The organism is Rahnella perminowiae, assembly GCF_019049695.1.
In the GTDB taxonomy this organism is placed as follows: Bacteria; Pseudomonadota; Gammaproteobacteria; order Enterobacterales; family Enterobacteriaceae; genus Rahnella; species Rahnella perminowiae.
Genome location: NZ_JAFMOT010000187.1, coordinates 124292 through 147682 on the forward strand (window position 1 = coordinate 124292; position 23391 = coordinate 147682).

Genomic DNA, 23391 nt, shown 5'->3' on the forward strand with positions numbered 1-23391 from the left:
CCCTCGAGAGTCATTTTTACCTCAAATCTTCCACCAGCCGTTCACCCGTTTGCGCGTCAAACAGATGGATCGCCTCGCAGTTAGCATCCAGATACAGCGGCTGACCGGCACTGACGCGGGCGCGTCCGGCGAACTGAACGTGCAGCGGGAAACCGTTCCAGTCGATGTGCAGCAGGCTGCTTTCTCCGGTCACTTCCAGCAATCGTAATGTGGCGGCGGGTTGAGCGTTGTGCGCTACCGGTTTTAAATCATGCGGACGCACACCGAGCGTGACAGGTTCTCCCTCAGAATGCCGCGCCTGCAATGCCCACTTCTCCGGTAGTGCGAACCACAACTGATTACAGTTCACACCGGGCTGACCGTCAACATGGCAGAAGACACCGCTGAGCAGGTTCATGGGCGGTGAGCCGATAAACCGCGCCACAAAGGTGTTTACCGGTTTGTCGTAAATCGACAGAGGGTCGCCTTGTTGCACGATAAAACCGTCTTTCATTACCACGATATTATCGGCCAGTGTCATGGCTTCAACCTGATCATGCGTCACGTAAACGGTAGTGGTGCGGAACTGCTGATGCAAAGACTTGATTTCGGCGCGCAGTTCCATGCGCAACTGTGCGTCGAGGTTGGACAGGGGTTCGTCAAACAAAAATACTTTTGGATTACGCACCAGCGCGCGACCCATTGCCACACGCTGACGCTGCCCGCCGGACAAATCTTTCGGCAGCCGTTTCAGTAAGTGATCAATACCCAGCACTTTTGCGGCCTGTTGTACTTTGGCCTGCTGCTCGGCTTTAGGCACTTTCTTCACCTGCATGTGGAACGCCATATTCTCGGCCACGGTCAGATGCGGATACAGCGCGTAACTCTGAAATACCATCGCGATATCGCGATCGGCGGGGTCGAAATTGTTGATCTGCTTTTTATCGAGCAGAATATCGCCATCAGAGAGGGATTCCAGACCGGCCAGCAGGCGCAGTAAAGTAGATTTTCCGCAGCCCGAGGGGCCGACCAGCACGGTGAAACTGCCATCAGGGATGGTCAGATCCAGCGGTTTCAGCACCTGTACTTTGCCATAATGTTTGGCGACTTTTACCAGTTCTACCAGAGCCATTTAGATTTTCTCCACAAGGCCAAAAAGCGATTGCCAGTCAGGATAACGGCGCGGGGAACTGCTGATGGCACAACCGGCAACGCGAACTCCCCATTGCAGCGCCGTGGCAGGCGGCAGGCCATAAATCAGCGCGGATAAAAATCCGGCATTAAAACTGTCTCCGGCACCAATGGTATCGACCACCCCGACCGGTTCAGCATGCTGATGTAGCGTCAGGCTGTTTGCCCACAAACGTGCGCCATCCGGTCCGCATTTCGCCACGCAAAAAGCGTTGTCCGCCATCTGTTCCAGTAACGTCAGCGCGGCGACATCCAGCGTGACGGCATCCGCCAGCCCGAGGGTTTCCACTTCATTGAGCAACAGTGCATCGCAGAACGGCAGCCATTTTGCTGCCTGTTCGCGCAATGCATCGCTCCAGTCTTCCGGCGGCCAGCCACTGTCGACGGCCACCTGGTAACCACGCTGTTTCAGTTGTGCCAGCAGTTGCGGATAGTCAGCATACAGCGCGGTACACAGCCAGGTACCGCACAGTAATACCCAGTCTCCGTCCTGAGCCGTTTCAGGGATTTGCCCCAGAACGTCCTGCATGGACAGGCGCACAATATGCCCCTGATTACTGAAGAATGTTCTTTCGTGATCAGGATGCGTCACGCCAAAGGTCAGTGAGGTTTCGCAGTCACAGGTTGGCCAGCGCGATGCGCTTTCCGGAAACATACCCGCCAGCCAGCCGCTGAACTGGTCATTGCCCTGATTCGCCACCAGCCGGAAAGGAGAACCGAGCGCAGAGAGCGCCAGCGCGCAGTTTCCCGCTGAACCGCCCGGGCGCAATGAACTGCTTTCGAGCATCGCCTCCGTGCCTTTTTTCGGCCATTCATGCAGCGTACTCATGATCAAATCGACGTTAATATTGCCCGTGACATACAGCGTGGCGCGGGTCTGAGGTTTGGTTGTCATTAATGAGAATTCCCTGGTGTTCATATTCAGCCTTTGCTGCCGCCGGCGGTTAACCCGCTGACCATGGTTTTTTGCAGCCAGAGCGCAATAAAGAGCGGCGGAATGGCCGCAAGGATCCCGACTGCGGCAATCAGACCGTCGTCGGTGGCGCGCCCGGCGGTGAATCCGGCGATGGTCACCGGTAACGTCTGGGCATCGATATTATTGGTAAACAGCAGGGCGTAGAAAAATTCATCCCAGGCCAGCAGCCAGCCAAACATGGCCGAGGCACCCAGCGCCGGTTTAGCCAGCGGCAGCGTAATACGCAGCAACACCTGCCAGTAACGCAACCCGTCAAGGCGCGATGCCTGTTCGATATCCACCGGCAGCGCGTCAAACTGATTTTTCAACATCCAGGTAAGGAACGGCAGGATCATTGAGCAATACACCAGAATCAGCCCGACATGGGTGTTCAGCAGTGTCAGCTGTTGCAGGATGAAATACAGCGGCAACACAAATGCTACCGGCGGCACCATGTAGATCGCCAGGCTGCCAAACAGCCAGCCGTCGCGGCCAGGATAACGGGAGAAACTGTACGCCGCCGGTATCGCCAGTAACAACGACACCAGCGTGGCGCCACAGGCGACCAGCACACTGTTGCCGAGCGCATGCAGGAACAGTACGCCGGGCGTCCCGGCCTGTAAGGTCAGCAGACGGCTATAACGACTGAAATCCCAGTGACGGGGCAACCATTCCAGCGGAATACGGGTCAGATCTTCCGCTGAGCTGACGCTCATCAGGAACATCCACAGCAGCGGGGCAAGGATCGAGACGGCCAGAACCAGCGCCGCGAAGTAGCGTAAAACGAGCCGGATTTTCTGTTTCATTCACTGCTCCCTGAACGGCGCTGGCGCACTAACATCACCATGTAAATCATGATCAGCAGGGCGCAGATCAGCGTCATCAGAATGGCGTACGCGGCACCGCTGCCGGCACGCAAATAGCTGAAGGATTCCTGATAAACAAAGAAGCTGACGGTTTTGGTACTGTCGAGCGGTCCGCCACGGGTCATGACATAAATGATATCGAAGATTTTAAAAGCATCGATGGTACGCAGCACAAGCGCCACCGCCAGAGGGGCGGCAATCGCCGGCAGGGTGATTTTCCGAAAACGACGGAAAGCCGAAGCGCCGTCGAGCCGGGCGGCTTCGAATAAATCTTCCGGGATGGTTTGTAATGCCGCCAGCACCAGCAGAGTGATCAGCGGGTAGTTTTTCCAGATGTCTGCAAACATCACGGCATTGATCGCCGAAGCCGGGTCTCCGAGCCAGCTGCGATAGGCATCAATCAGCCCGAGCTGAGAAAGCAGGGCGTTGATGCTGCCATAATCCGGGTTAAAGTTCAGCCGCCACATAGTGGCGTTGACGATAGTCGGTAATGCCCACGGTAAAATCACCAGCACGCGCAGGGCGCTGCGTCCCCAAAAGGGCTGGTTCAGTAACAGGGCCACCAGCACGCCGATGATGCCTTCAATAACCACCGAGACAACAGTGAAGTAGAGCGTCCGCCAGAGTGCGGCGCGAAAATCCGGATCCGTCAGTGCATAGATGAAATTCTCGCTGCCGACCCAGTTGGGGGCAGAACCATCGCCGATTAATCCGGCATCCGTAAAGCTGAGCCAGAATGTACGGGCGAGCGGCCAGGCGGTCAGTAAGAACATCATCAGCAGCATAGGGGCAAGCAGCAGCCAGGCCTGACGTTTCTCGCGTTGGGGTAAAGTCAGCATTCGGTTTTCCCACGCCCGCCGGGACGAAACCCGGCGGGCTTAATCATAGTGTTGGCGAAAAACTTACCGTAAACGATCGGCGGCTTTGGTTGCGGCTTCCATACCGTCCTGTGCCGGGGTTTTACCCTGCAATACCGCCTGAATATTTTGCTGCAATATATTGGATAAACGGGAGTAATCGGCGGTGACCGGGCGTGACAGCATGACATTAAGCGAGGTTTTCGCCGCTGCAATCAGCTGCTCCTGATCTTTCTGCACCGCCGGATCTTCATAAGAGGATTTCCAGATCGGCAGGCTGAGTTTGGCGTATTTGTTCTGTACCGGTTGCGACGTCATATAACTGATGTATTCCCACGCCTGATCCGGATGTGCGCTGGCTTTGGCAATGCCCAGTCCCATCGACCCGTTAACGCCGGATGCGCCGCCCGCGGTTTCTCCCGGCGCCGGAATGACGCCCACGTCACCCGCGACTTTGCTTTGTTTCGGGTCATTGGCCATGTTGTACATGTAGGTCCAGTTCAGGGCGAAAGCCGCATCGCCGTTGGAGAACGATTTACGCACATCTTCTTCCAGATACTCGCGTGAATTCGGGTTAGTCAGCCCTTTATCCAGCGTCTCTTTCATGTAATTGATGGCTTTCATTGCGCCGGAATTGGTGAAGTTCAGCTTGCCGTCTTTGTAGAAATCCCCTTTGAATGCGGACACCAGCGTGGTGTAGTCGCACAGCAGTGCCTCGGATTGTGACCAGCTCCAGACCAGCGGGTATTTCACGATGCCTTTTTCTTTGAGAATTTCAGATTGTTTTTCAACGTCAGCCCAGGTAGCCGGCGGGGTGGTGATCCCGGCTTTGGCCAGCATAGCTTTGTTGTAATACAGATATTTGGTGTCGAGGATCCACGGCATACCCCAGCGTTTGTCTTTGTAGGTCACGGTGGAAATTGCACCGTCAAAGATCTTGTTACTTTCTTCAGCCGGAATGCGCGCCGAGACATCCTGCAACAGGCCGTATTTGTTAAATTCAGCTGGCCAGATCGCATCGAACAGCACCACGTCATAGCCTTTATCACCGGCACCGCGTGCGGCAACGATTTTATCGTGCAGCGCTTCGTACGGCACAAATTCCAGATTCACTTTGATATCCGGATGCTGCTTTGTGAAATCAGCGGTCATTGCGCGGATATCCGTTTCACTGTAGGCCGCCTGAGTCATAAACAGGGCACTGAGCGTGGTTTCCGCCAGCGCGCTGACGGAATATCCCAGGGTGAGGGCAGAGAGGGCGCACAGGGTGGCCGCAGGGGTAAATCGTAAGCTCATCGTCATTCTCCAAAACAGGGTGAAGTTTATTAAATCAATTTGATTGCTTTAATCGGCTAAAAAAAATGGGAAGGCATAACTCTGCCAGTCCCTGCGTCCCTGCCGGATTTACCCTTCATACTTCGGGCTGCTGATGCGTTGGCTGCGCTCCATCACCCGAATCACTGACTTATGTCAGTTCATCGGGATTCACTCGCTTGCCGCCTTCCTGCAACCCGAATTATCTTGGGTATAAAACGTGTGCTACACGGATGATTCAAATCTCAATAGTGACTGGCGATTATTATTAACATACCAATAACATTCAAAGCTGTGATGCCACCGTCATATTCATCTTCTGTAATTTATAAAATCAATTTGATTGCTGTATTCACTGGCCACATACTGCCCGCAAGGTCTTCACCGTGGAGAGGGATGTGATAACAACTTCTGGCACCAATCTTGAGCACGCCCGTGCTCACAATCGTCGGGTAGTGATCGAAGCCATTCGCCTTAACGGTGAACTGACCCGGGCTGAAATCGCCCGGCTGACGTCGCTCACTCCCCAAACCGTCTCCAACATTGCCACCGAGCTCGAACAGGCGGGAATTCTCTCTTCCCACCTGCCGCGCCGCGCGGGAGGGCGTGGTCAGCCAGCAACGCCACTGACACTCAATCCTGACAGCGCCTATTCAATAGGCATCCATCTTGATCATCAGTCGCTGCTGACTGTGCTGGTGGATCTGACCGGAACCGTTCGTTTTCGCAAACTGATCCATGTGCAGAAACCGCAGCCAGAGCCCACGCTGGCTCTTATCGATCAGGTGCTGCAAGAAATGCGCCAACAGGTGAAAATTGACTGGCGAAAAATGTTAGGAATGGGCGTGGTGATGCCGGGTCCGTTTGGTGTGGAAGGGATTTCCTCACAAGGGCCGACCACGCTGCATGGCTGGGATGATGTTGATATTGAAGCGCGTTTAAGTGCCGCGACCGGCTGGCCGGTAACGCTGGAAAACGATGCGACAGTGGCCGCAATCGGCGAGCGTTTTCACGGTATTGCCAAGCAATTATCGTCGTTTGTGTATCTCTATATTGGTACCGGACTGGGTGCAGGCATTTTCACCGACGGGCGGATTTACACCGGTCATGCACACAATGCGGGCGAAGTCGGCCACATTGTGGTGCAACCAGGCGGTCGCGAATGCTATTGCGGTAACAAAGGGTGTCTGGAACGCTATGTTTCGTTACAGGCGGCCTACGAAGCCTGTGGCCTGGATCCGATGACCGCCATGCCAGAAGACCTGCTGAACGTCGGTGAGAAGGTGTTTGATAAATGGCTGGATACCGCCATCGAACCCGCGTTGCAGGCCATCAATATTATGGAATGTGTTTTTGACGCGCAGAGCGTCATTATCGGCGGAACCATGCCGAAACCGCTGGTAGAAAAGCTGATTAAGCGCCTGACACCGCTGTATAATTCAGTGCGCAGCCGCTATGCGCAAAGTGCGCGCATTCGTCTCGGCATGTCCGGCAGTGACACACCCGCGCTGGGTGCCGCGGCGCTGCCGATATTTGACGAATTCAATCCGCAATATGAAGTGCTTTTGAAGTAACGATATTCAGGTACCTTGACTGGGTTTCTGACCATCTGGTCTGACTCATTAATCTGACCAGATGGTCAGATTTGGCATGAGATTTGCAAAAGTTCTGTTATCAATTGTGAACGAGAACGTTGCAGATAAGGTAAATGCCATGAGTCAGATCATCACCCGCGCCGTACGCGGAAATTTCTTCGATATTCGTGAGCCGGTATTACAACCGGAAGAGTGTGAAGCGCAGGTGCGTTATATCGAAGACGGCCTGATGTTGCTCAGCGGCGGCACCATCGTCTGGCTGGGAAGCTGGCAGGAAGGTGAAGGCAAGCTGGCGCTGGCACGCAAAACTGCCGTTCTGGACATTGATGACTATCGCGATAAGCTGATCGTCCCGGGCTTTATCGACACCCATATTCACTATCCGCAAACTGAAATGATCGGCGCGTACGGCGAACAGTTGCTTGAATGGCTGACACGCTACACCTTTCCGACCGAACAACAATATCACTGTGCGGATTACGCCAGGCGCATGTCAAAATTCTTCATCAGCCAGTTGTTGCTTAACGGCACCACCACCGCACTGGTGTTCGGCACCGTCCATCCGCAATCCGTCGACGCCTTGTTTAAAGAAGCGTCCGACATCAATATGCGGCTGGTGGCCGGCAAAGTGATGATGGATAAAAATGCGCCCGCCGGCCTGCTGGAAACCCCTGAAGAAAGTGAACGGGATACGCGTGGACTGATTGCGCGCTGGCATAACCGCCAGCGCCTGAGCTATGCCCTTACACCGCGTTTTGCACCAACGTCTTCACCGGAACTGCTGCAAAGAGTGCGGCTGTTGAAGCAGGAATTCCCCGATGTGTATATGCATACCCATCTGAGCGAAAACGTCGCCGAACTGTCATGGGTGAAAGAAATGCATCCTGATCATCAGCATTATCTTGACGTTTACCACCAGTACGGGCTGACCGGCGAACGTTGCGTGTTTGCGCACTGTCTGCATCTGGATGACAGCGAATGGGATTGCCTGCACGATACAGATTCAACCATTGCTTTTTGCCCGACGTCTAATCTGTTTCTGGGCAGTGGTCTGTTTAACTTACAGAAATCCTGGCAGAAACAAATCCGCGTCGGCATGGGTACGGACGTCGGTGCGGGTACCACATTCAATATGCTGGAAACCCTGTCGGAAGCTTACAAAGTCGGACAGCTTCAGCGCTACCGTTTATCTGCCTTCGAAGCCTTCTATCACGCCACCCTCGGCGGGGCACGGGCACTGCATCTCGACGATAAAATTGGCAACTTTAATACCGGTAAAGAAGCGGATTTTGTGGTGCTCGAACCGGGTGTCAGTGCGTTGCAAAAATTACGTGCCGCCAACAGTGAAACGCTGGCTGAAAAGTTGTTTGTGCTGATGACGCTGGGAGATGACCGCAATGTGTATTGCACCTACGTTGACGGCGAACCGGTTTATGTACGGGATGCTCAGCAGGAGGTACTTTCAGCATGATGAACAGTGATACCGGCGGCAAAGTCCGTCTCGCACGTGAGCGTACGCTGGAGAATATCCATGCGGCGGCCATTGCAGAATTCAGCGAAAAAGGTTTTCAGGGTGCCACCACGCAGGCGATCGCGCAGCGTGCGGGGATCAAAAAAGCCCAGTTGCACTATTACATTGCAGGCAAAGAGGAACTTTACGAAGAACTCTTGCAGAAAGTGCTGAAAGCCTGGGGCGACATTATTCAGTTCGACCCGTCACTCAGCGAGCCGGAAGCCGTGCTAAGCCGCTATATCCGCAATAAGCTGAATTTCTCGTTTGACCAGCCTGAACTGTCGCGCATTTTTACCAGTGAAGTGCTTGGTGGTGGTCATTATTTACATAAATACTGGCCTCAGGCTTCGCAGAATATTCTTGGCAAAGAGAACCTGATCCATCAGTGGATTGTGCAGGGAAAAATCCGCGCACTGGATGCCCGTCTGTTCATCATGCATATATGGGCGCTGACGCAGTATTACGCCGACTTTGCCGTACAGGTGAAGCATATGTACGGTGATTTCCAGGGTGATATACAGGCGCGTGAGCACATTATTGATGAGGTTACGACGCTGATACTGAACGGCTGTAAGAAAGGAGACTGCGCATGATCCAATTTCTGATGAACGGCAGGATCCACACGGAAAATCTGCCAGCCGACACGACAGTATTACACTATCTGCGGCGTGACGCGGGGCGTTGTGGAACCAAAGAAGGTTGTGCCTCCGGGGACTGCGGTGCCTGTACGGTGGTGCTGGCAGAAAAGCAGGACGATCAGCTGGTCTACCGCACGGTTAACGCCTGCCTGACATTTATGCCTGCGCTGCATGGCAAGCAACTGATCACCGTGGAAGATCTCAGACATCATGGCGCGCTGCATCATGTGCAACAGGCGATGGTTGATAATCACGCCTCGCAATGCGGTTTCTGCACACCGGGTTTCGTGATGTCGCTTTTTGCGATGGAGAAAAACAAACCCGCTTTTACGGTTGAGGGTGTGCAGGAAACGCTTTCCGGCAATCTTTGCCGCTGCACCGGTTACCGGCCCATCATGGCGGCGGCAAAGGCAATCTGCGAATCGCCTCAGCCCGATCAGTTTGATGCTGATGCCCGGCAAACGCTGGATAAACTCGCGGCGATTTCGGCGACTGAACAGCCGGTAAGTATTGATGAACTGGCCGAACGTTATCTTGCCCAACCGGATTCCCGTCTGGTGGCGGGCGGTACCGATCTGGCGCTGGAAGTGACTCAGCGTTATCAGCAGATACCGAAGCTGATTTCGCTCGCGCATATCCCTGAGCTCAAAGCGATTACGCTGACCGGTCAGGCTATTCATATTGGCGCGGCGGCACCGCTCAGTGAATGCCAACGGGTTTTACAGCGTGAATACCCGCAATTTGGCGAACTGCTTGAGCGGTTTGCCTCGCAACAAATTCGGAATCAGGGCACGTTTGGCGGCAATATTGCCAATGCATCGCCCATCGGTGACGGCGGCCCGGTATTGCTGGCGCTGGGGGCGACATTGCTGCTGCGTCGTGGCACTGAACGACGGGAATTACCCCTCGACCAGTTCTTCCTCGGTTACCGTAAAACGGCGTTGCAGCCAGGCGAATTTATCGAACAAATCCGCATTCCCCGCAACACGCCGGTGGCCGGCCAGTTACGGGTTTATAAAGTGTCGAAACGGCTGGAAGACGATATTTCTGCGGTCTGCGCGGCGTTGCATATTGACGTGCAAAACGGCGTAGTGGTGCATGCCCGTGTGGCGTTCGGTGGCATGGCGGAAGTGGCGAAACGGGCCAGTGGCTGTGAAGCGCAGTTACTCGGACAGCCGTGGCAGACGGCAACCATCGAGCGGGCCTGCCAGGCGCTGGAACGGGATTTCACACCAATCAGTGATTTCCGTGCCAGCCGCGAATACCGCATGCAGGTGGCGAAAAATCTGCTGCGCCGCTGCCATATTGAAATGACTTCTCCTGAAACACTGATGCGGGTAACTCATTATGTCTGAATCCAAACCATCACTTTCTCAGGTTGAGATGGAAATGTTGTTCCGCACCGGGTTGCAGAGCGGGGTGGGCAAAAGTCAGAAACACGAAAGCGCGGATAAACACGTCAGCGGTGAAGCCGTTTATGTTGATGACCGGCTGGAGTTCCCCAATCAGTTGCATCTGGTACCGCTCCTCAGCCCGCATGCGCACGCCAGTATTTTACATATCGATACCGAACCTTGCTACACCGTACCGGGCGTGGTGCGGGTCATGACTGCCGCAGATGTGCCCGGTAACCTTGATATTGCGCCCCTGACCCATGGCGATCCGCTGATGGCGCAGGGCTGCGTGGAGTATGTCGGCCAGATCGTGCTGGTCGTCGCCGCAACTTCTGCCCAGGCCGCCCGTGCTGCTGTAGCGCTGGCAAAAGTGGAGTATCAGCAGCGTGAGGCCATACTGACGGTGAAGCAGGCGCTGGCACAGGCACATTACGTAGAAGAACCTCACCAACATAAACGTGGCGATGCGGAAATGGCGCTGGCCTGTGCGCCGCACCGTTTACAGGGCGAGCTGGAAATTGGCGGTCAGGAGCATTTTTATCTCGAAACGCAGATCGCCTCAGTGATGCCCGGCGAAGACGGCGCGATGCTGGTATACAGCTCGACGCAACACCCGACTGAAGTGCAAAAACTGGTGGCCTCAGTGCTGGATTTACCGATGCATAAAGTCGTGGTCGATATGCGGCGCATGGGGGGCGGTTTTGGAGGTAAAGAGACACAGGCAGCGGGCGCGGCCTGCCTTGCCGCTCTGGTGGCGCATCTTACCGGACGTCCGGCAAAAATGCGGTTGTCACGTCAGGACGATATGTTGATCACCGGCAAGCGTCATCCTTTTCATGTCAGCTATGACGTGGGTTTTACTGATGACGGGGTTATTCACGGTATCGACATTAAACTGGCGGCCAACTGCGGGTATTCGCTGGATCTCTCCGGTTCGATTGTCGATCGCGCCATGTTTCATTCTGATAACGCGTATTACCTTGGCGACGCGCTGATCACCGGTTATCGCTGCAGAACCCATATGGCGTCAAACACGGCCTATCGCGGATTTGGCGGTCCGCAGGGCATTGTGGCGATTGAGCATATCGTCGATCACATCGCCCGTGAACTGGGGATGGATCCGCTGACGGTGCGTAAAAATAATTACTACGGTCAGGAAAACCGCAACATCACGCATTATCACCAGCCTGTCGGGCAAAACCTGCTGCAGGAGATGACACAACAGCTGGAAGACAGTGCGGAATACACAGCAAGACGTGACGCTGTCACTAAATTTAACCGCAGCAATCCTTATCTGAAAAAAGGCCTGGCGCTGACGCCGGTGAAATTCGGTATTTCATTTACTGCCAGTTTTCTCAATCAGGCGGGCGCACTGGTGCTGGTGTATACCGACGGCAGTATTCAGCTCAACCACGGCGGCACCGAAATGGGACAAGGGCTGAACACTAAGGTCGCGCAGGTAGTTGCTGAGGTATTTCAGGTGGATATCAGCCGTATTCAGATCACCGCGACCGATACCGGCAAGGTGCCTAATACCTCACCGACTGCGGCTTCATCCGGCGCTGATCTCAACGGTAAGGCCGCGCAAAACGCGGCGGAAATCATTAAAGGGCGCATGGTGGAGATGCTGATGCGTGTCCATGATGTGCAGGACACTGACATTATCTTCAGCAACGGTCAGGTGCGGGTTAAAAATCAGTATTTCAGCTTTGAGCAGGTCGCGACACAGTGCTGGCTGAATCAGGTGCCGCTGTCGGCTACCGGTTATTACAAAACACCGAAGATATTCTACGATCGCAGCAAAGCCGCCGGACATCCGTTCTACTACTTTTCCTACGGCGCGGCCTGCGCGGAAGTGCTGGTCGATACCTTAACCGGTGAATATAAACTGTTGCGGGCTGATATTCTGCATGATGTGGGCGACTCGCTGAACCCGGCAATTGATATCGGTCAGGTGGAAGGTGGATTTGTGCAGGGTATGGGCTGGCTGACCACGGAAGAACTGGTGTGGAACGACAAAGGGCGCTTAATGACCAGTGGTCCGGCGGCATACAAAATTCCGGCGATTGGCGACATTCCGCAGGATCTGCGCGTGAAACTGGTAGAGAACCGCAAGAATCCCGAAGATACCGTTTTCCATTCCAAAGCGGTGGGCGAACCGCCGTTTATGCTTGGGATCTCCGTCTGGTGTGCGATTAAAGATGCGGTCGCCAGCCTGGCTGATTACCGTGTGCATCCCCAGCTTGATGCCCCTGCCACGCCGGAGAGAGTGCTTAACGCGGTGAATCACTTGCATTTTAACGGTGACGTTGTCACAGATATCGCTACCACCACCCTAAAAGTTGCCGGCTGAAGGAGGTTCTTATGCGTACTGATGACTGGGTAACCTGTTTACATGATCTGCAAAGTCGCGGGGAACCGTGTGTGGTGGCGACCCTGGTAGAGAATCAGGGCTCCACGCCGCGTGATGCCGGAAGTAAAATGCTGATCACCGCCAGCCGGCAATTTTATACGCTGGGGGGTGGTAACCTTGAGTTTCAGGTCACGGCCATTGCCCGTGAAATGCTGCAACAGGGCGCCAGTACCAGTCGCTTTGAGCGATTTTCATTAGGAGCACGTCTCGGACAATGCTGCGGAGGTATGGCTTCTGTGTTACTCGAACCGCTCGGGCAACGGCAACCGCATGTGGTGGTTTACGGTGCAGGCCACGTCGGGCGCGCACTGGTGAATATCCTCAGCACGTTACCTTGCCGTATTACCTGGGTGGATGCGCGCGCCAGTGAGTTTCCGCCACAGGTGGACCCGCAAATTACCTGCATCGTGGACGACGAACCGCAGGGTACGGTGGCGCAGATGCCCGCTGACAGTTATTTTCTGGTGCTCACGCACGATCACCAACTGGATTTCGCCCTGAGCGAACGCATTCTGAAACGGGGGGATTTTCGCTATTTCGGGCTGATTGGTTCACAGACCAAGCGTAAACGCTTTGATTACCGCTTAACCGGTAAAGGGATTTCTGACCAACAACTGTCGAGAATGCGTTGCCCGGTGGGGTTGCCTGATGTACGCGGCAAACTCCCGGCCGAAATTGCCGTGGCGATTGCCGGAGAGTTTATCGCGGCATATAGCGCACATTGTCAGGCTGGCAAATGAGTGGGTGAAGTTTCCGTCTCTGCCGGACCAGACACCAGAAAAGCGAGATCCGGGGATTGTGTTTCAGAACTACGCATTGCGGCTATCTGTTCATGCCTGTCATTGTTATTTAATTGCCTTGATTATAATGACAAAAAAAATCATTAATTGGCAGCCAGATGAAGAACCCCCTTTCATATTTCACATTTTAAATATATTTATAACTGCCTGAGTTTATTTCTAAAACCCCGCTTAATTTAATACATGTGATGAATATTCAACTTTATCAAAAAACAATTTTAAAATATTGAAACGCCATTTCATTAAGAATAAATTCATGTTCAGCCTTTGATTCCTTTTGCAGTTAATTATTTAAAAACGGGTTTAACATGAAAAAATACCTTTTACTCTCATTCTCTCTGGCTGTTACCAATGCGCATGCAGTCTATATGGATGTACGTCATGAATATCTTGATGACAGTAAAGCCAACTATGATCGTGTCTATATCTCTAACCGGTTTAGTAATGGTTTTGGTTTTGCTGTTGAAGCCATTTCAAAATCCGGTGGAGATGACACTAACAAAGCGTTTAACGATCTTGAAGTGCAGGGCAACGAATATACCGTTAATTACCAGTTCAGCAAGGGGCCTGTTGCCTGGCAGCCAGGATTCGTACTGGAAACTGGCAGTGGCTATTCCACCTACAAACCCTATTTACGTACGACCTGGACGATTAATGATGCATGGTGGCTGGGTGCACGTTATCGGTTTGAGTACACGCGGCGCTCTTCCGACTCCCGTGAAGACGATACGGTAAATCGTATGGATGTCTGGGCGGGATATAAATGGAATAACTTTGACTGGACGCTTGAAGGTATTTATAAAAAAGCCGATAAATATGACCTTTATAATAACAGCAAGTACAACTATGAATACAATTTCAGAACCGCTTATATTATCGGTGCATGGTCACCTTTTGTAGAAGTGGGTAATGTTTCAGTTCGCAGTAACAGTGATGAACGGCAAAGTCGTTTTCGTGTAGGCCTGGGCTATACGTTTTAATTATGAGGTCTGCATTAGTATTGTTTAAATAAACCTTGCGAAAGCGCTGAGATATTCGAAAAAAGCAGCGCTCATTGTTCAACGCTGGCCACTCAATACTGCATCAGTAATACATATCACCCTCATTATCTGTCTTTCATCAGCCTGGAAAAAAGCCTGCTGCACCCACTTGCAGCAGGCCGGATTTTACAGGGTTTTCAGGGGCTCACTGCGCTGCCGGAAGGCCAGGGCAGAACCCAGACACAACAGATAACCCATCAGTTCAGTGCCTTCTTCGACAATATTTTTCACTGTCCGCACATATTCGCCCTGCATTACCGCTCTCCAGATGATGTTCATTCCAAACACCCGCGAGAACACCAGGATCAGTACCAGACCACAAACCATATAGTGACAGGCCGGATGAGCCAGAAAAGCCGACAATCCGCGCAGGCTGGTTTTGGGTGAGATGCAGGCCCAGGCGATACAATAGACGGCGAACAGGCTGGCAAAATACACCCATGATCCATAGTGAATAAGATCAAAGAGCGCATCCAGCTCACGGATCAGCATGCAACTGAAAAATCCGCCAATCAGGATCATGCCCGCGCGCAATGCCGGATGTTTTTTGGCCTGTAAGAAAAACAATGCACTGATGGTCAGAAGGATCACTTCCTGCAGGAATTCAGTGGCGGAAATTTCCTGCACCCCGTCGTTAAAGACGGCCACGTCCAGCCAGATCACCAGCGCGGTACAAACGGCTCCCAGTGCTAATAAGATAAAATTGATTAAGTGTTTCAAAAGTATGTGTTTCATTATCGTCCTGTGTTCACCAGGTTGACGTACGTACTTACCGGTTCTGAACATTTGTCTGTGTAGTGTGAGAGTTTTTAAGGATACGCAAGCCCATAACAGGGAGATTGTGAATGTGTGCGGGAATGATAATTGCAATGAATGTTATGTGCTATTTGTTGAGATTTGTTACATGATTTAGAACTGAACGTCATTTACTAATGACGAACGTGGGCAGAGGGTGGTAGGTTGCACGGAAACAGCCAGAGAGAGGCCATTTAGCAATCCATGAGTAATCCAACTACAACCGCCAAGCAGCTGGAAGTTCAGCGCATTGTCGATGTTCTGTCTAAAGCCATCGCGCAGCAACGTCTGCGTCCCGGCACCCGTCTGGTGGAATCACAGCTTGTTGACGCGCTCGGCGCTAACCGTAACCACGTTCAGGTGGCGTTACAGCGTCTGGCGATGCAACGCATTGTGACCATTGAACCTAACCGTGGTGCCATGGTGTCGCAGCCGACCGCAAAAGAAGCGCGTGAAGTATTTATCGCCCGTCGTGCTATCGAACGGGCGATTGTTGAATGCATTGGCCCGGAAGTGATCCGCCGCCACCGTCACCGCATCAACAGCCATTTACGCGGCGAACGCGAAGCTGTGCAATCCGAAGACCGGCGCGCCATTGTGCGTGAGCTGAGTGAATTTCATCTCATGCTCGGGGAAGTGTCTGGCAACGATGTGCTGAGTGAAATTTTGTCCAATCTGATGGTGCGCAGCTCGCTGATCGTCGCGCTGTATCAGCGTAATGAAGTGCCGTCGTGTCAGTGTGATGAACATCATGCGATTATTGATGCGCTCGAAGCAGGTGATAATGCGCAGGCGGCAGTCATTATGCAGGAGCATCTGGATGATCTGGAAGGGGTGTTGGATCTGAGTGACGAGGCCGCCGGAGAGGTCAATCTGCGTCAGGTGCTGTCTGATTTATAAAGCCTGAAAAAGTCTGCCCGCCGTTTTTTCAGCGGGCAGCGGCACAGGTTACGATGATATCAAATCGCGTAGCTGCGCACGGTTATTGTAGAAACGTTTGTAGGCAAGATAGCCGGCAATGATCGTTGATAAACTCGCGGTCGCCAGCAGCATAAACGTCACCATAATCTGATATTTAATGGCTTTCACCGGGTCGATACCCGCAAAAATCAGCCCTGACATCATGCCCGGCAGGCTGACTATTCCGACGGTTTTTGCCGCATCCACGGTCGGGATCATGGCGGCACGAATGCTGTCGCGAATAATCCGGCCGGAAGCCATTTTTACCGGTGCACCGAGGCTGAGCATCTCGAGGATTTTTTGCTGATTATCGAGAAAACGCTGGTTAAGGTTGCTGTAACACAGCCCGACTGCCACCATAGCATTTCCGGCAATCATCCCCGAAATCGGAATCACCTGCATAGGCAGGAATTCAATCGAACCGCTCAGGATCAGAATCGTTAATGTCAGCGCGGTACCTGTTGTAATGGCGATAAACGAAATGATGAATCCGTTATCAATATTGCGGCTGCGTTTTTTGGCATTCAGGGCCGCATTTACGCAGATAAACAGCACCATCAGTACGGTTAACAGGCTGTTATTAATATCAAAAATGTATTTTAACACGTAGCCGACGATGATCAGCTGTACGATAGCGCGGGCGACACTCCAGATAATGTCTTTTTCCAGCCCGAGTTTTTCTTTCTTGCTGACGAGCAGGGCGACGACAACCAGGATCAGCGCGAGAGCCAGAGACTGGTTGGTAATATTATGCTGATTCATGCGCCGCGCTTCCTGGTAAATGACGGGACAGGGTAATGACGTTTTTGGCGTGGCGGATTTCGTTGAGATCATGGCTTACCCACAATACGGCGATCTGCTCTTTCTCAACCAGCCCGGCAATAATGTCGTTGATATTGATTTTATTCTCTTCATCCAGCGCGCTGGTGATTTCATCAAGCAATAATATATCCGGCATAAATTGCAGATTGCGCAGCAACGCGACTCGTTGCTTTTCACCCCCCGAAAGTTCCTGCGTGCGTTTGGTCAGCATATCTGCGGATAAGTTGACCCGTTGCAGCCAGCTGCGAAGCTGAGTGTCATCCGGCTTTTTATTGCGGATCTGATAAGGCAGGGCGAGGTTATCGTAAACCGTTTCGCCAAACAGCGACGGCGTCTGGAAGCAGTAGGATACGCGCTGGCGATACATTTCAGGTTTAATCTGCGTAACGTTTTCGCCTTTGAAATAAAGTTCTCCGCCGGTCGGATTTTGCAATGAGGCAATAATCTTCAGCAACGTACTTTTCCCGCTCCCCGAAGGACCGGTCAGTAAGGTAAATTCCCCCGGATTCAGGGTGAGGGAAACAGGTTCGAGCAGCGGTATATGGTTAAGCGTAAAAGAAACGTCTTGCAGACGAAGGAGATCGGTAGGAGTGGTCACGCCTGAAAAATCCTTAGGTAAGGAGGTTTTACTCCTCCCCTTAGCCGGGGAGGAGTAAAGAGGATTACTGAGCCGGTACCGGCGCTGGCGTCGGGGCTACCGGTGCTTCCTGTTCAGGGGTTGGTGCTGGCGCTGCCGGCCCGCCCAGGATCCCGAACAGACCCGCGAATTCCTGCAACGTCATTTTCTGGCCATTCAGGTCAACCTGATTGTCAGCGTAATGGAAGGTGCTGGAAATTGTGTCATCTTTCACCGTGGTCAGTTTGAACATCTGACCCATCGCGGCCAGACCCTGCACCTGCTGTTGCGCCAGTTTAGCGGCGTCGTCTGCATTGTAACCTTCCAGCTGAGCCACCTGTGTGGTCACCTGCGTCGCCATCGGCAGAGGAATTGTCAGTTTAGCATCTACCTTATTCACCATCTGAGATAACATCTGATCCTGAGCGGGTGCCGGGGTTGCGGCCGGATCTTTCAGATCCAGTTGCAGGTTGAAGCTGCTTTCGCCTTTGCTGTTTTTCCAGCTCAGCGGTGCAATGCTGATGCTCGGATTACCTTTGAGCAGCAGAGGCAGGTTAGCCAGCAGTAAATCGGCGGCCTGTTGCTGATAAACAGCCGGATCAATCTGGCCCTGTTGCATCAGAAGTGCGCGGGATTGCTGATTGTAGTTGTCTGCGAATTGTTTCATCGCAGCGCCATCCAGCTTGTCCAATTTCAGTGTCAGTTTGGCTGAACCGAAATCAGCCCCCTGAATTTTCAGTGCATCGATGGTGTAATCCTGCTGGCCGGCGATGTTATTGCCGTTTTCAGAGAATTTGCTCACCAGTTTGAAATTGTCGAGTGAACCCGCATCTTTGCCGTCAACATTCACCAGGATGTGTTTCACGGTCAGATTCTGATCACCTACACCGACCTGGAACTTACCTTGTTTCGTATCACTGTCCATGCTGAAACCGGCCAGGGTCACTTTTTCAAGCTGACCCCACTGATTTTTAGAGGTCAGGGCGACGCTGTCGGTGCTGGCGTCCAGTTTCATGGCCGTAAGATCTTTGTCCACATCAACATTAATTTTGCCACCGGAGAAGGCCAGCTGGCTTTCATCTTTCTGATAGGTTACCGGAATGATGTCAGCCGCCGAAGAACTCGCACCGCTGTAGGAAATACGGGTGTCAATCATGACCAGAGACTTGCCTTTAGTCACATCAAACAGGCCTTTCACCGTTGGCGTGTTTTGCAGCTCTGAATGAACGGAAGCCATGCTTGGGATCAGGTTGAATTTTTTCAGCTGAGCGGCAGGGAAAGGGCCATGATCGATAGTTTCGATAAAGGCAATTTCGTCACCGGTTTTCAGTACGCTGGTGCCCGCAGTTGCGGCAGCAGGATCCGGTTGCAGCACAATACGCATCTTGCTGCTGAACAGACCGCGCTGGTAATCCTGATAGCTGACTTTCAGCCCGGCTTTCGGATAAGCACTTTGCAACTGGCCGTTGGCCGCCGCAATCTGTTCATCCATATGTTGTTCGATCAGTTTGCCTGTATACCACGAGACGCCTGTCCAGGCCGCGCCAAGGACTACAATGACGCTTACAGCGACTAACGACTTCTTCATATCTCTGTTTATCCTTATGAAATATCCCGAAAATAAAAAACGCCTTACGGCGTTATTAGTCTACAGAGTGTAGCTGAATCAGCAAATAAATCACCAAAATGGGGCGGTTAGCCCCATTTTGTTTGATCTACTGTTCATTTAGCGAGTGTATTGAACACACGTGCTATGCGGCCGTTACCGCTGACAGTTACCGGTGACTCTGTGGCTGACAGGAAACACGACTCACCCGGATTGAGCACCAGAGTTTGATTGTTCTTTAACAGAACACTCTGACCTTCAATACAAAAGATGATCGCGGCGCTGTCCTGCTCCAGTGTTTGTGGTTCAGCCGCCAGGCTATGGATCGAAAACGCGAAATCTTCGACCGGGATCGGGAAGTTGAGTTCCGCCCCCTTGACAACCGGCGTGGTCAGCAATTCCGACGCGGGTTTAGCGTTGAATTTCAGGTTCGCCAGCAGCTCAGGAATATCAATGTATTTCGGCGTCAGGCCGGCACGCAGAACATTATCTGAGTTTGCCATCACTTCCAGCGAGACCCCTTTCAGATAAGCATGCGGCGTTTCGGCATACAGGAACATGCCTTCCCCCGGTTGCAGGGTGATCACGTTGAGCAGCAGAGGGGAGAACAGGCCGCTGTCATCAGGATAAAATTCAGAAATGCTGCGGATGGTATCCCACGGCTCACCGTGTTGCTCATCCAGAACCGATTTCAGCACGTCCAGTGCCCGGGATTTATCTTCACCCTCCAGACTCAGCAGACCTGCGAACAAGGTGCGCAGGTGATCCACATCCGGAGACGTCAGGAAAGTCGCAATTAAGGGATGCGCACCGGCGACGGGTTGCAGGAGTGAAACCATTTCGCGTAACTCGCGGAAACCGTTCATGGCCTGGAAAGGCGTAAGGGCATAGACCAGTTCAGGTTTGTGGTTCGGATCTTTGTAATTACGTTCGGCCGCATCCAGCGGAATACCCGCCGCATTTTCTTTGGCGTAACCTATTTCGGCTGCACTCTTGCTCGGGTGAACCTGAATCGACAGAGGCTGATCAGCGCAAAGCACTTTAAACAGGAAAGGTAATTCGCCAAAGCGCCTGGCCACTTTTGCGCCCAACTGGGCAGTCAGATCGGCGGTGATTTGTTCGCGCAGGGAGACAGACTCACCGCGGGAATTCTCAACCTGAGAGCTACTTTTCGGATGCGCCCCCATCCACAGTTCAGCCATCGGACGGCCTTCTGAGTCTTTAATTCCATAGAGTTTGGTCAGCGCGTCTTTGCTGCCCCAGGCGTAATTTTGCACACCGTTATGCATCTTTTGCATTGCTTCATCCTGAATAGAAAATATTGCTGCCTAGTAAACAATGACGACGGGGGCTTTACAACTGCGAAGGCCCAAAAAGTGCGGCTGGCATGTATTTTCAGATTGGAGATCGAATCGAATTATACGCCTGCCTTATATGTCACTATAATCAACAGGCCGCCAACGGAAGCGTGGGAGCGCGTGCGGCAAACAAAAACCTGCGGAAAAACTGATTTTTCATCGTAATAAATATCTAAGGAGACAGTAATGGCATCTACTCGCATTGAAAAAGACTCAATGGGGCCAATTGATGTTCCGGCAGATAAACTTTGGGGCGCACAGACGCAACGTTCCCTCGAACACTTTCGTATTTCCTCTGAAAAAATGCCTGCGGCGCTGATTCACGCGCTGGCACTGACGAAACGTGCGGCAGCCAGCGTCAATATGGACCTCGGATTACTGCCTGCTGAGCGGGCAAAGGCCATTATTGCCGCCGCTGATGAAGTGCTTGCGGACAAGCATTCTGCCGAATTCCCGCTGTCCATCTGGCAGACGGGTTCAGGCACCCAGACCAATATGAATATGAATGAAGTACTGGCTAACCGGGCAAGTGAAATTCTCGGTGGTGTGCGCGGGGAAGAACGTAAAGTTCATCCGAACGATGATGTGAATAAGAGCCAAAGCTCCAACGATGTTTTTCCGACAGCTATGCACGTGGCGGCGGTGATTGAACTGCGCGAAACCCTGATCCCGCAATTGAAAGTGCTGCATAAGACACTGTCTGATAAAGCGACGGCCTATCGTGATATTGTGAAAATTGGTCGTACGCATTTGCAGGACGCCACCCCGCTGACACTGGGCCAGGAAATTTCAGGCTGGGTAGCTATGCTGGGACACAGCCTGACGCACATTGAAAACAGCATACCGCATATTGCTGAACTGGCGCTGGGCGGAACCGCCGTCGGTACTGGCCTGAATACCCACCCCGAATACGCCGTGCGGGTGGCAAAAGCGCTGGCAGAACTGACTCAACAACCCTTCGTGACGTCCCCGAATAAATTTGAAGCACTGGCGACCTGCGATGCACTGGTTCATGGCCACGGTGCGCTGAAAGGGCTGGCCGCTTCGCTGATGAAAATTGCCAACGACGTGCGCTGGTTATCATCCGGCCCGCGCTGCGGGATTGGTGAAATCGCGATCCCGGAAAATGAACCGGGCAGTTCAATCATGCCGGGCAAAGTGAATCCGACACAGTGTGAAGCCATGACCATGTTGTGCGCACAGGTGCTGGGAAATGATGTCGCCGTCAATATTGGTGGCGCATCCGGTAACTTTGAGCTGAACGTATTTCGCCCGCTGGTTATTCATAACTTCCTCCAATCTGTCCGTTTGCTGGCAGATGGCATGAGCGGCTTTAACGAACACTGTGCAGCTGGCATCGAGCCTAACCGTGACCGCATTACTCAGTTGCTGAATGAATCACTGATGCTGGTTACTGCGCTGAATACACATATCGGCTATGACAAGGCGGCTGAAATCGCCAAGAAAGCCCATAAAGAGGGGCTGACCCTCAAAGCCTCAGCATTAAAACTCGGTTATCTTACCGAAGAACAGTTTGACGAGTGGGTACGTCCTGAAGCCATGGTCGGCAGCATGAAAGTCTAGGAGACCGCTTTTTAATAAGGAAATGAGGTCCGGGAAACCGGACCTTTTTACGTTCCGGGCGGCTTACAACGGAAAATCCGTATATAAATGCAGACGTTTGATCAGCAGGTGCAGAGGTTGCGACTGCGGCTTATATTTATGCTTAACGGAAGATACATCGTAGTCATGCAATTCCCCTAACTTGGGCACCTGCATCATCGGCGAACGCAGGCACAATGCAATCAGTGGCAGCGGGCAGGGGTGTTGCACCTGTTTCTGGTTGTTGCGATACCACACACGGGCGATGGGCTGCACTTTCACCGGACGTTTAAATTTGAGCGCGGCATGTTCGGGCAGGCGCTTCACGTCTATCATCTCTCGGTTAATATTCTCCATCCATTGTTCCCGTGTATAAGGAGAGACTGCGCGTCCGGCATTCAGGCTTTTTTCCAACTGGGCCAGGACTTCTTCGCGGGTTACATTTTTTATGATGTGCTTATTCGCCCAACCAAAGCGCACCGAATCCGGATCATTGAGATAAGTCACCGAACGATAAGCGTTCAGCGTAATCAGGCCGCGAAGGTGGGTATGCACAAACTCAAACCGCTGTTCACGGGCGAGACCGGATTCGATGGTCACGATGTGTTCCAGTTCAGCTTTAAGCTTATTCACTTCTTCAATCAGCAGCAGGGCTGACTGATGCTCAGCCGTGTCTACGGCATAGCACAATACACCCGGTAAACGGACGGCGGATTTACTGCTGATATTCTCGTTATTATGATGAATAAACAGCCGCTTAAAATGTTGTAATGCCAGTTGCTGTGCATCTTCACCGGTATGAGGCGTGACCGTAATTTTGTCCGCCGGATTATGTTCTTCGCCTTTCACGACTTCCGGCAGCGCAAAAACCCGGGCCTGTAATAATTCCAGTTTCCCCAGAAAATTCCCCAGATCATGCAATGCGATTTCCAGCTCGTTAAAACAACCGTTCATCCGGGCAATTAAATCATAATCTGCCATAAATCCTCCAGTTAGTTACAACATACAGTATAGGCATGATTATTCAATGTGCACACATGAACTTTGCGGAAATCATAAACATCGCATAAAAACAGT

Annotated in this window: 20 protein-coding genes; 9 read left to right on the forward strand and 11 right to left on the reverse strand. The window is 52.5% G+C overall.

Annotated features, from left to right (window positions below; all coding sequences use genetic code 11):
- Window positions 1-16 precede the first annotated feature (16 nt).
- The 5 genes from J1781_RS22260 to J1781_RS22280 all read right to left on the reverse strand — a co-directional run bounded on the left by J1781_RS22260 (window position 17) and on the right by J1781_RS22280 (window position 5144).
- Window positions 17-1111 carry an ABC transporter ATP-binding protein gene (locus J1781_RS22260; RefSeq protein WP_129951300.1) on the reverse strand — a complete coding sequence of 365 codons (1095 nt, stop codon included), beginning with the start codon at window positions 1109-1111 and terminating at the stop codon, window positions 17-19.
- On the reverse strand, window positions 1112-2065 hold the full coding sequence (locus J1781_RS22265) for a carbohydrate kinase family protein (protein ID WP_217138650.1): 954 nt from the start codon (window positions 2063-2065) through the stop codon (window positions 1112-1114).
- A 26-nt stretch (window positions 2066-2091) separates the two neighbouring features.
- Entirely contained in the window at window positions 2092-2931 is an 840-nt protein-coding gene (locus J1781_RS22270) for a carbohydrate ABC transporter permease (RefSeq protein ID WP_129951298.1), read from the reverse strand.
- Window positions 2928-3830: a carbohydrate ABC transporter permease gene (locus J1781_RS22275; RefSeq protein ID WP_129951297.1), complete on the reverse strand. Its 903-nt coding sequence runs from the start codon at window positions 3828-3830 to the stop codon at window positions 2928-2930. Before J1781_RS22275 ends, J1781_RS22270 begins: the two co-directional genes overlap by 4 nt.
- A 63-nt stretch (window positions 3831-3893) precedes the next feature.
- The gene (locus tag J1781_RS22280) at window positions 3894-5144 is read right to left on the reverse strand and encodes an extracellular solute-binding protein (protein ID WP_217234215.1); all 1251 of its coding nucleotides are present in this window, start codon (window positions 5142-5144) and stop codon (window positions 3894-3896) included.
- Window positions 5145-5563: 419 nt separating this feature from the next.
- Here J1781_RS22280 and J1781_RS22285 point away from each other — a divergent pair, with 419 nt between their 5' ends.
- The 7 genes from J1781_RS22285 (at window position 5564) to J1781_RS22315 (ending at window position 14495) form a co-directional block, all read left to right on the forward strand.
- The gene (locus tag J1781_RS22285) at window positions 5564-6736 is read left to right on the forward strand and encodes an ROK family transcriptional regulator (RefSeq protein ID WP_205951560.1); all 1173 of its coding nucleotides are present in this window, start codon (window positions 5564-5566) and stop codon (window positions 6734-6736) included.
- A gap of 139 nt (window positions 6737-6875) precedes the next feature.
- The gene (gene guaD / locus J1781_RS22290; protein ID WP_129951294.1) at window positions 6876-8228 is read left to right on the forward strand and encodes a guanine deaminase; all 1353 of its coding nucleotides are present in this window, start codon (window positions 6876-6878) and stop codon (window positions 8226-8228) included.
- A complete protein-coding gene (locus J1781_RS22295; RefSeq protein ID WP_129951293.1) occupies window positions 8225-8863 on the forward strand; it encodes a TetR family transcriptional regulator C-terminal domain-containing protein in 639 nt (212 codons plus the stop codon). The genes guaD and J1781_RS22295 overlap by 4 nt, the downstream gene beginning before the upstream one ends.
- Window positions 8860-10263, forward strand: a complete 1404-nt coding sequence (gene xdhA, locus J1781_RS22300) for a xanthine dehydrogenase small subunit (protein WP_217234216.1) — start codon at window positions 8860-8862, stop codon at window positions 10261-10263. The genes J1781_RS22295 and xdhA overlap by 4 nt, the downstream gene beginning before the upstream one ends.
- Complete coding sequence (gene xdhB, locus J1781_RS22305) at window positions 10256-12655, forward strand: xanthine dehydrogenase molybdopterin binding subunit (RefSeq protein ID WP_217234217.1); 2400 nt, start codon at window positions 10256-10258, stop codon at window positions 12653-12655. Before xdhA ends, xdhB begins: the two co-directional genes overlap by 8 nt.
- 11 nt (window positions 12656-12666) lie before the next feature.
- A complete protein-coding gene (gene xdhC / locus J1781_RS22310) occupies window positions 12667-13455 on the forward strand; it encodes a xanthine dehydrogenase accessory protein XdhC (protein ID WP_129951290.1) in 789 nt (262 codons plus the stop codon).
- A 368-nt stretch (window positions 13456-13823) separates the two neighbouring features.
- Entirely contained in the window at window positions 13824-14495 is a 672-nt protein-coding gene (locus J1781_RS22315) for an oligogalacturonate-specific porin KdgM family protein (protein WP_129951289.1), read from the forward strand.
- Window positions 14496-14681: 186 nt separating this feature from the next.
- On the opposite strand, the gene J1781_RS22320 is transcribed toward J1781_RS22315, so the two are convergent.
- The gene (locus J1781_RS22320) at window positions 14682-15290 is read right to left on the reverse strand and encodes a hypothetical protein (RefSeq protein WP_129990717.1); all 609 of its coding nucleotides are present in this window, start codon (window positions 15288-15290) and stop codon (window positions 14682-14684) included.
- A gap of 264 nt (window positions 15291-15554) precedes the next feature.
- Between J1781_RS22320 and J1781_RS22325 the strand changes: the two genes are divergently transcribed.
- Window positions 15555-16250, forward strand: a complete 696-nt coding sequence (locus tag J1781_RS22325) for a GntR family transcriptional regulator (RefSeq protein ID WP_129951287.1) — start codon at window positions 15555-15557, stop codon at window positions 16248-16250.
- A 48-nt stretch (window positions 16251-16298) separates the two neighbouring features.
- On the opposite strand, the gene fetB is transcribed toward J1781_RS22325, so the two are convergent.
- The 4 genes from fetB to manA all read right to left on the reverse strand — a co-directional run bounded on the left by fetB (window position 16299) and on the right by manA (window position 20652).
- A complete protein-coding gene (gene fetB, locus J1781_RS22330) occupies window positions 16299-17072 on the reverse strand; it encodes an iron efflux ABC transporter permease subunit FetB (protein ID WP_217219335.1) in 774 nt (257 codons plus the stop codon).
- Window positions 17059-17730: an iron efflux ABC transporter ATP-binding subunit FetA gene (fetA, locus tag J1781_RS22335; protein ID WP_129951285.1), complete on the reverse strand. Its 672-nt coding sequence runs from the start codon at window positions 17728-17730 to the stop codon at window positions 17059-17061. The genes fetB and fetA overlap by 14 nt, the downstream gene beginning before the upstream one ends.
- A 64-nt stretch (window positions 17731-17794) precedes the next feature.
- Entirely contained in the window at window positions 17795-19336 is a 1542-nt protein-coding gene (locus tag J1781_RS22340; RefSeq protein WP_217234218.1) for a YdgA family protein, read from the reverse strand.
- Between the two features lie 134 nt (window positions 19337-19470).
- Window positions 19471-20652: a mannose-6-phosphate isomerase gene (gene manA / locus J1781_RS22345; RefSeq protein ID WP_129951283.1), complete on the reverse strand. Its 1182-nt coding sequence runs from the start codon at window positions 20650-20652 to the stop codon at window positions 19471-19473.
- Window positions 20653-20898: 246 nt separating this feature from the next.
- Here manA and fumC point away from each other — a divergent pair, with 246 nt between their 5' ends.
- Complete coding sequence (gene fumC, locus J1781_RS22350) at window positions 20899-22296, forward strand: class II fumarate hydratase (RefSeq protein ID WP_129951282.1); 1398 nt, start codon at window positions 20899-20901, stop codon at window positions 22294-22296.
- A 63-nt stretch (window positions 22297-22359) separates the two neighbouring features.
- Here fumC and tus read toward each other — a convergent pair whose 3' ends face one another.
- Window positions 22360-23295 (reverse strand): DNA replication terminus site-binding protein, encoded by a 936-nt coding sequence (gene tus, locus J1781_RS22355; protein ID WP_217234219.1) that lies wholly within the window; start codon window positions 23293-23295, stop codon window positions 22360-22362.
- Window positions 23296-23391: the final 96 nt, after the last annotated feature.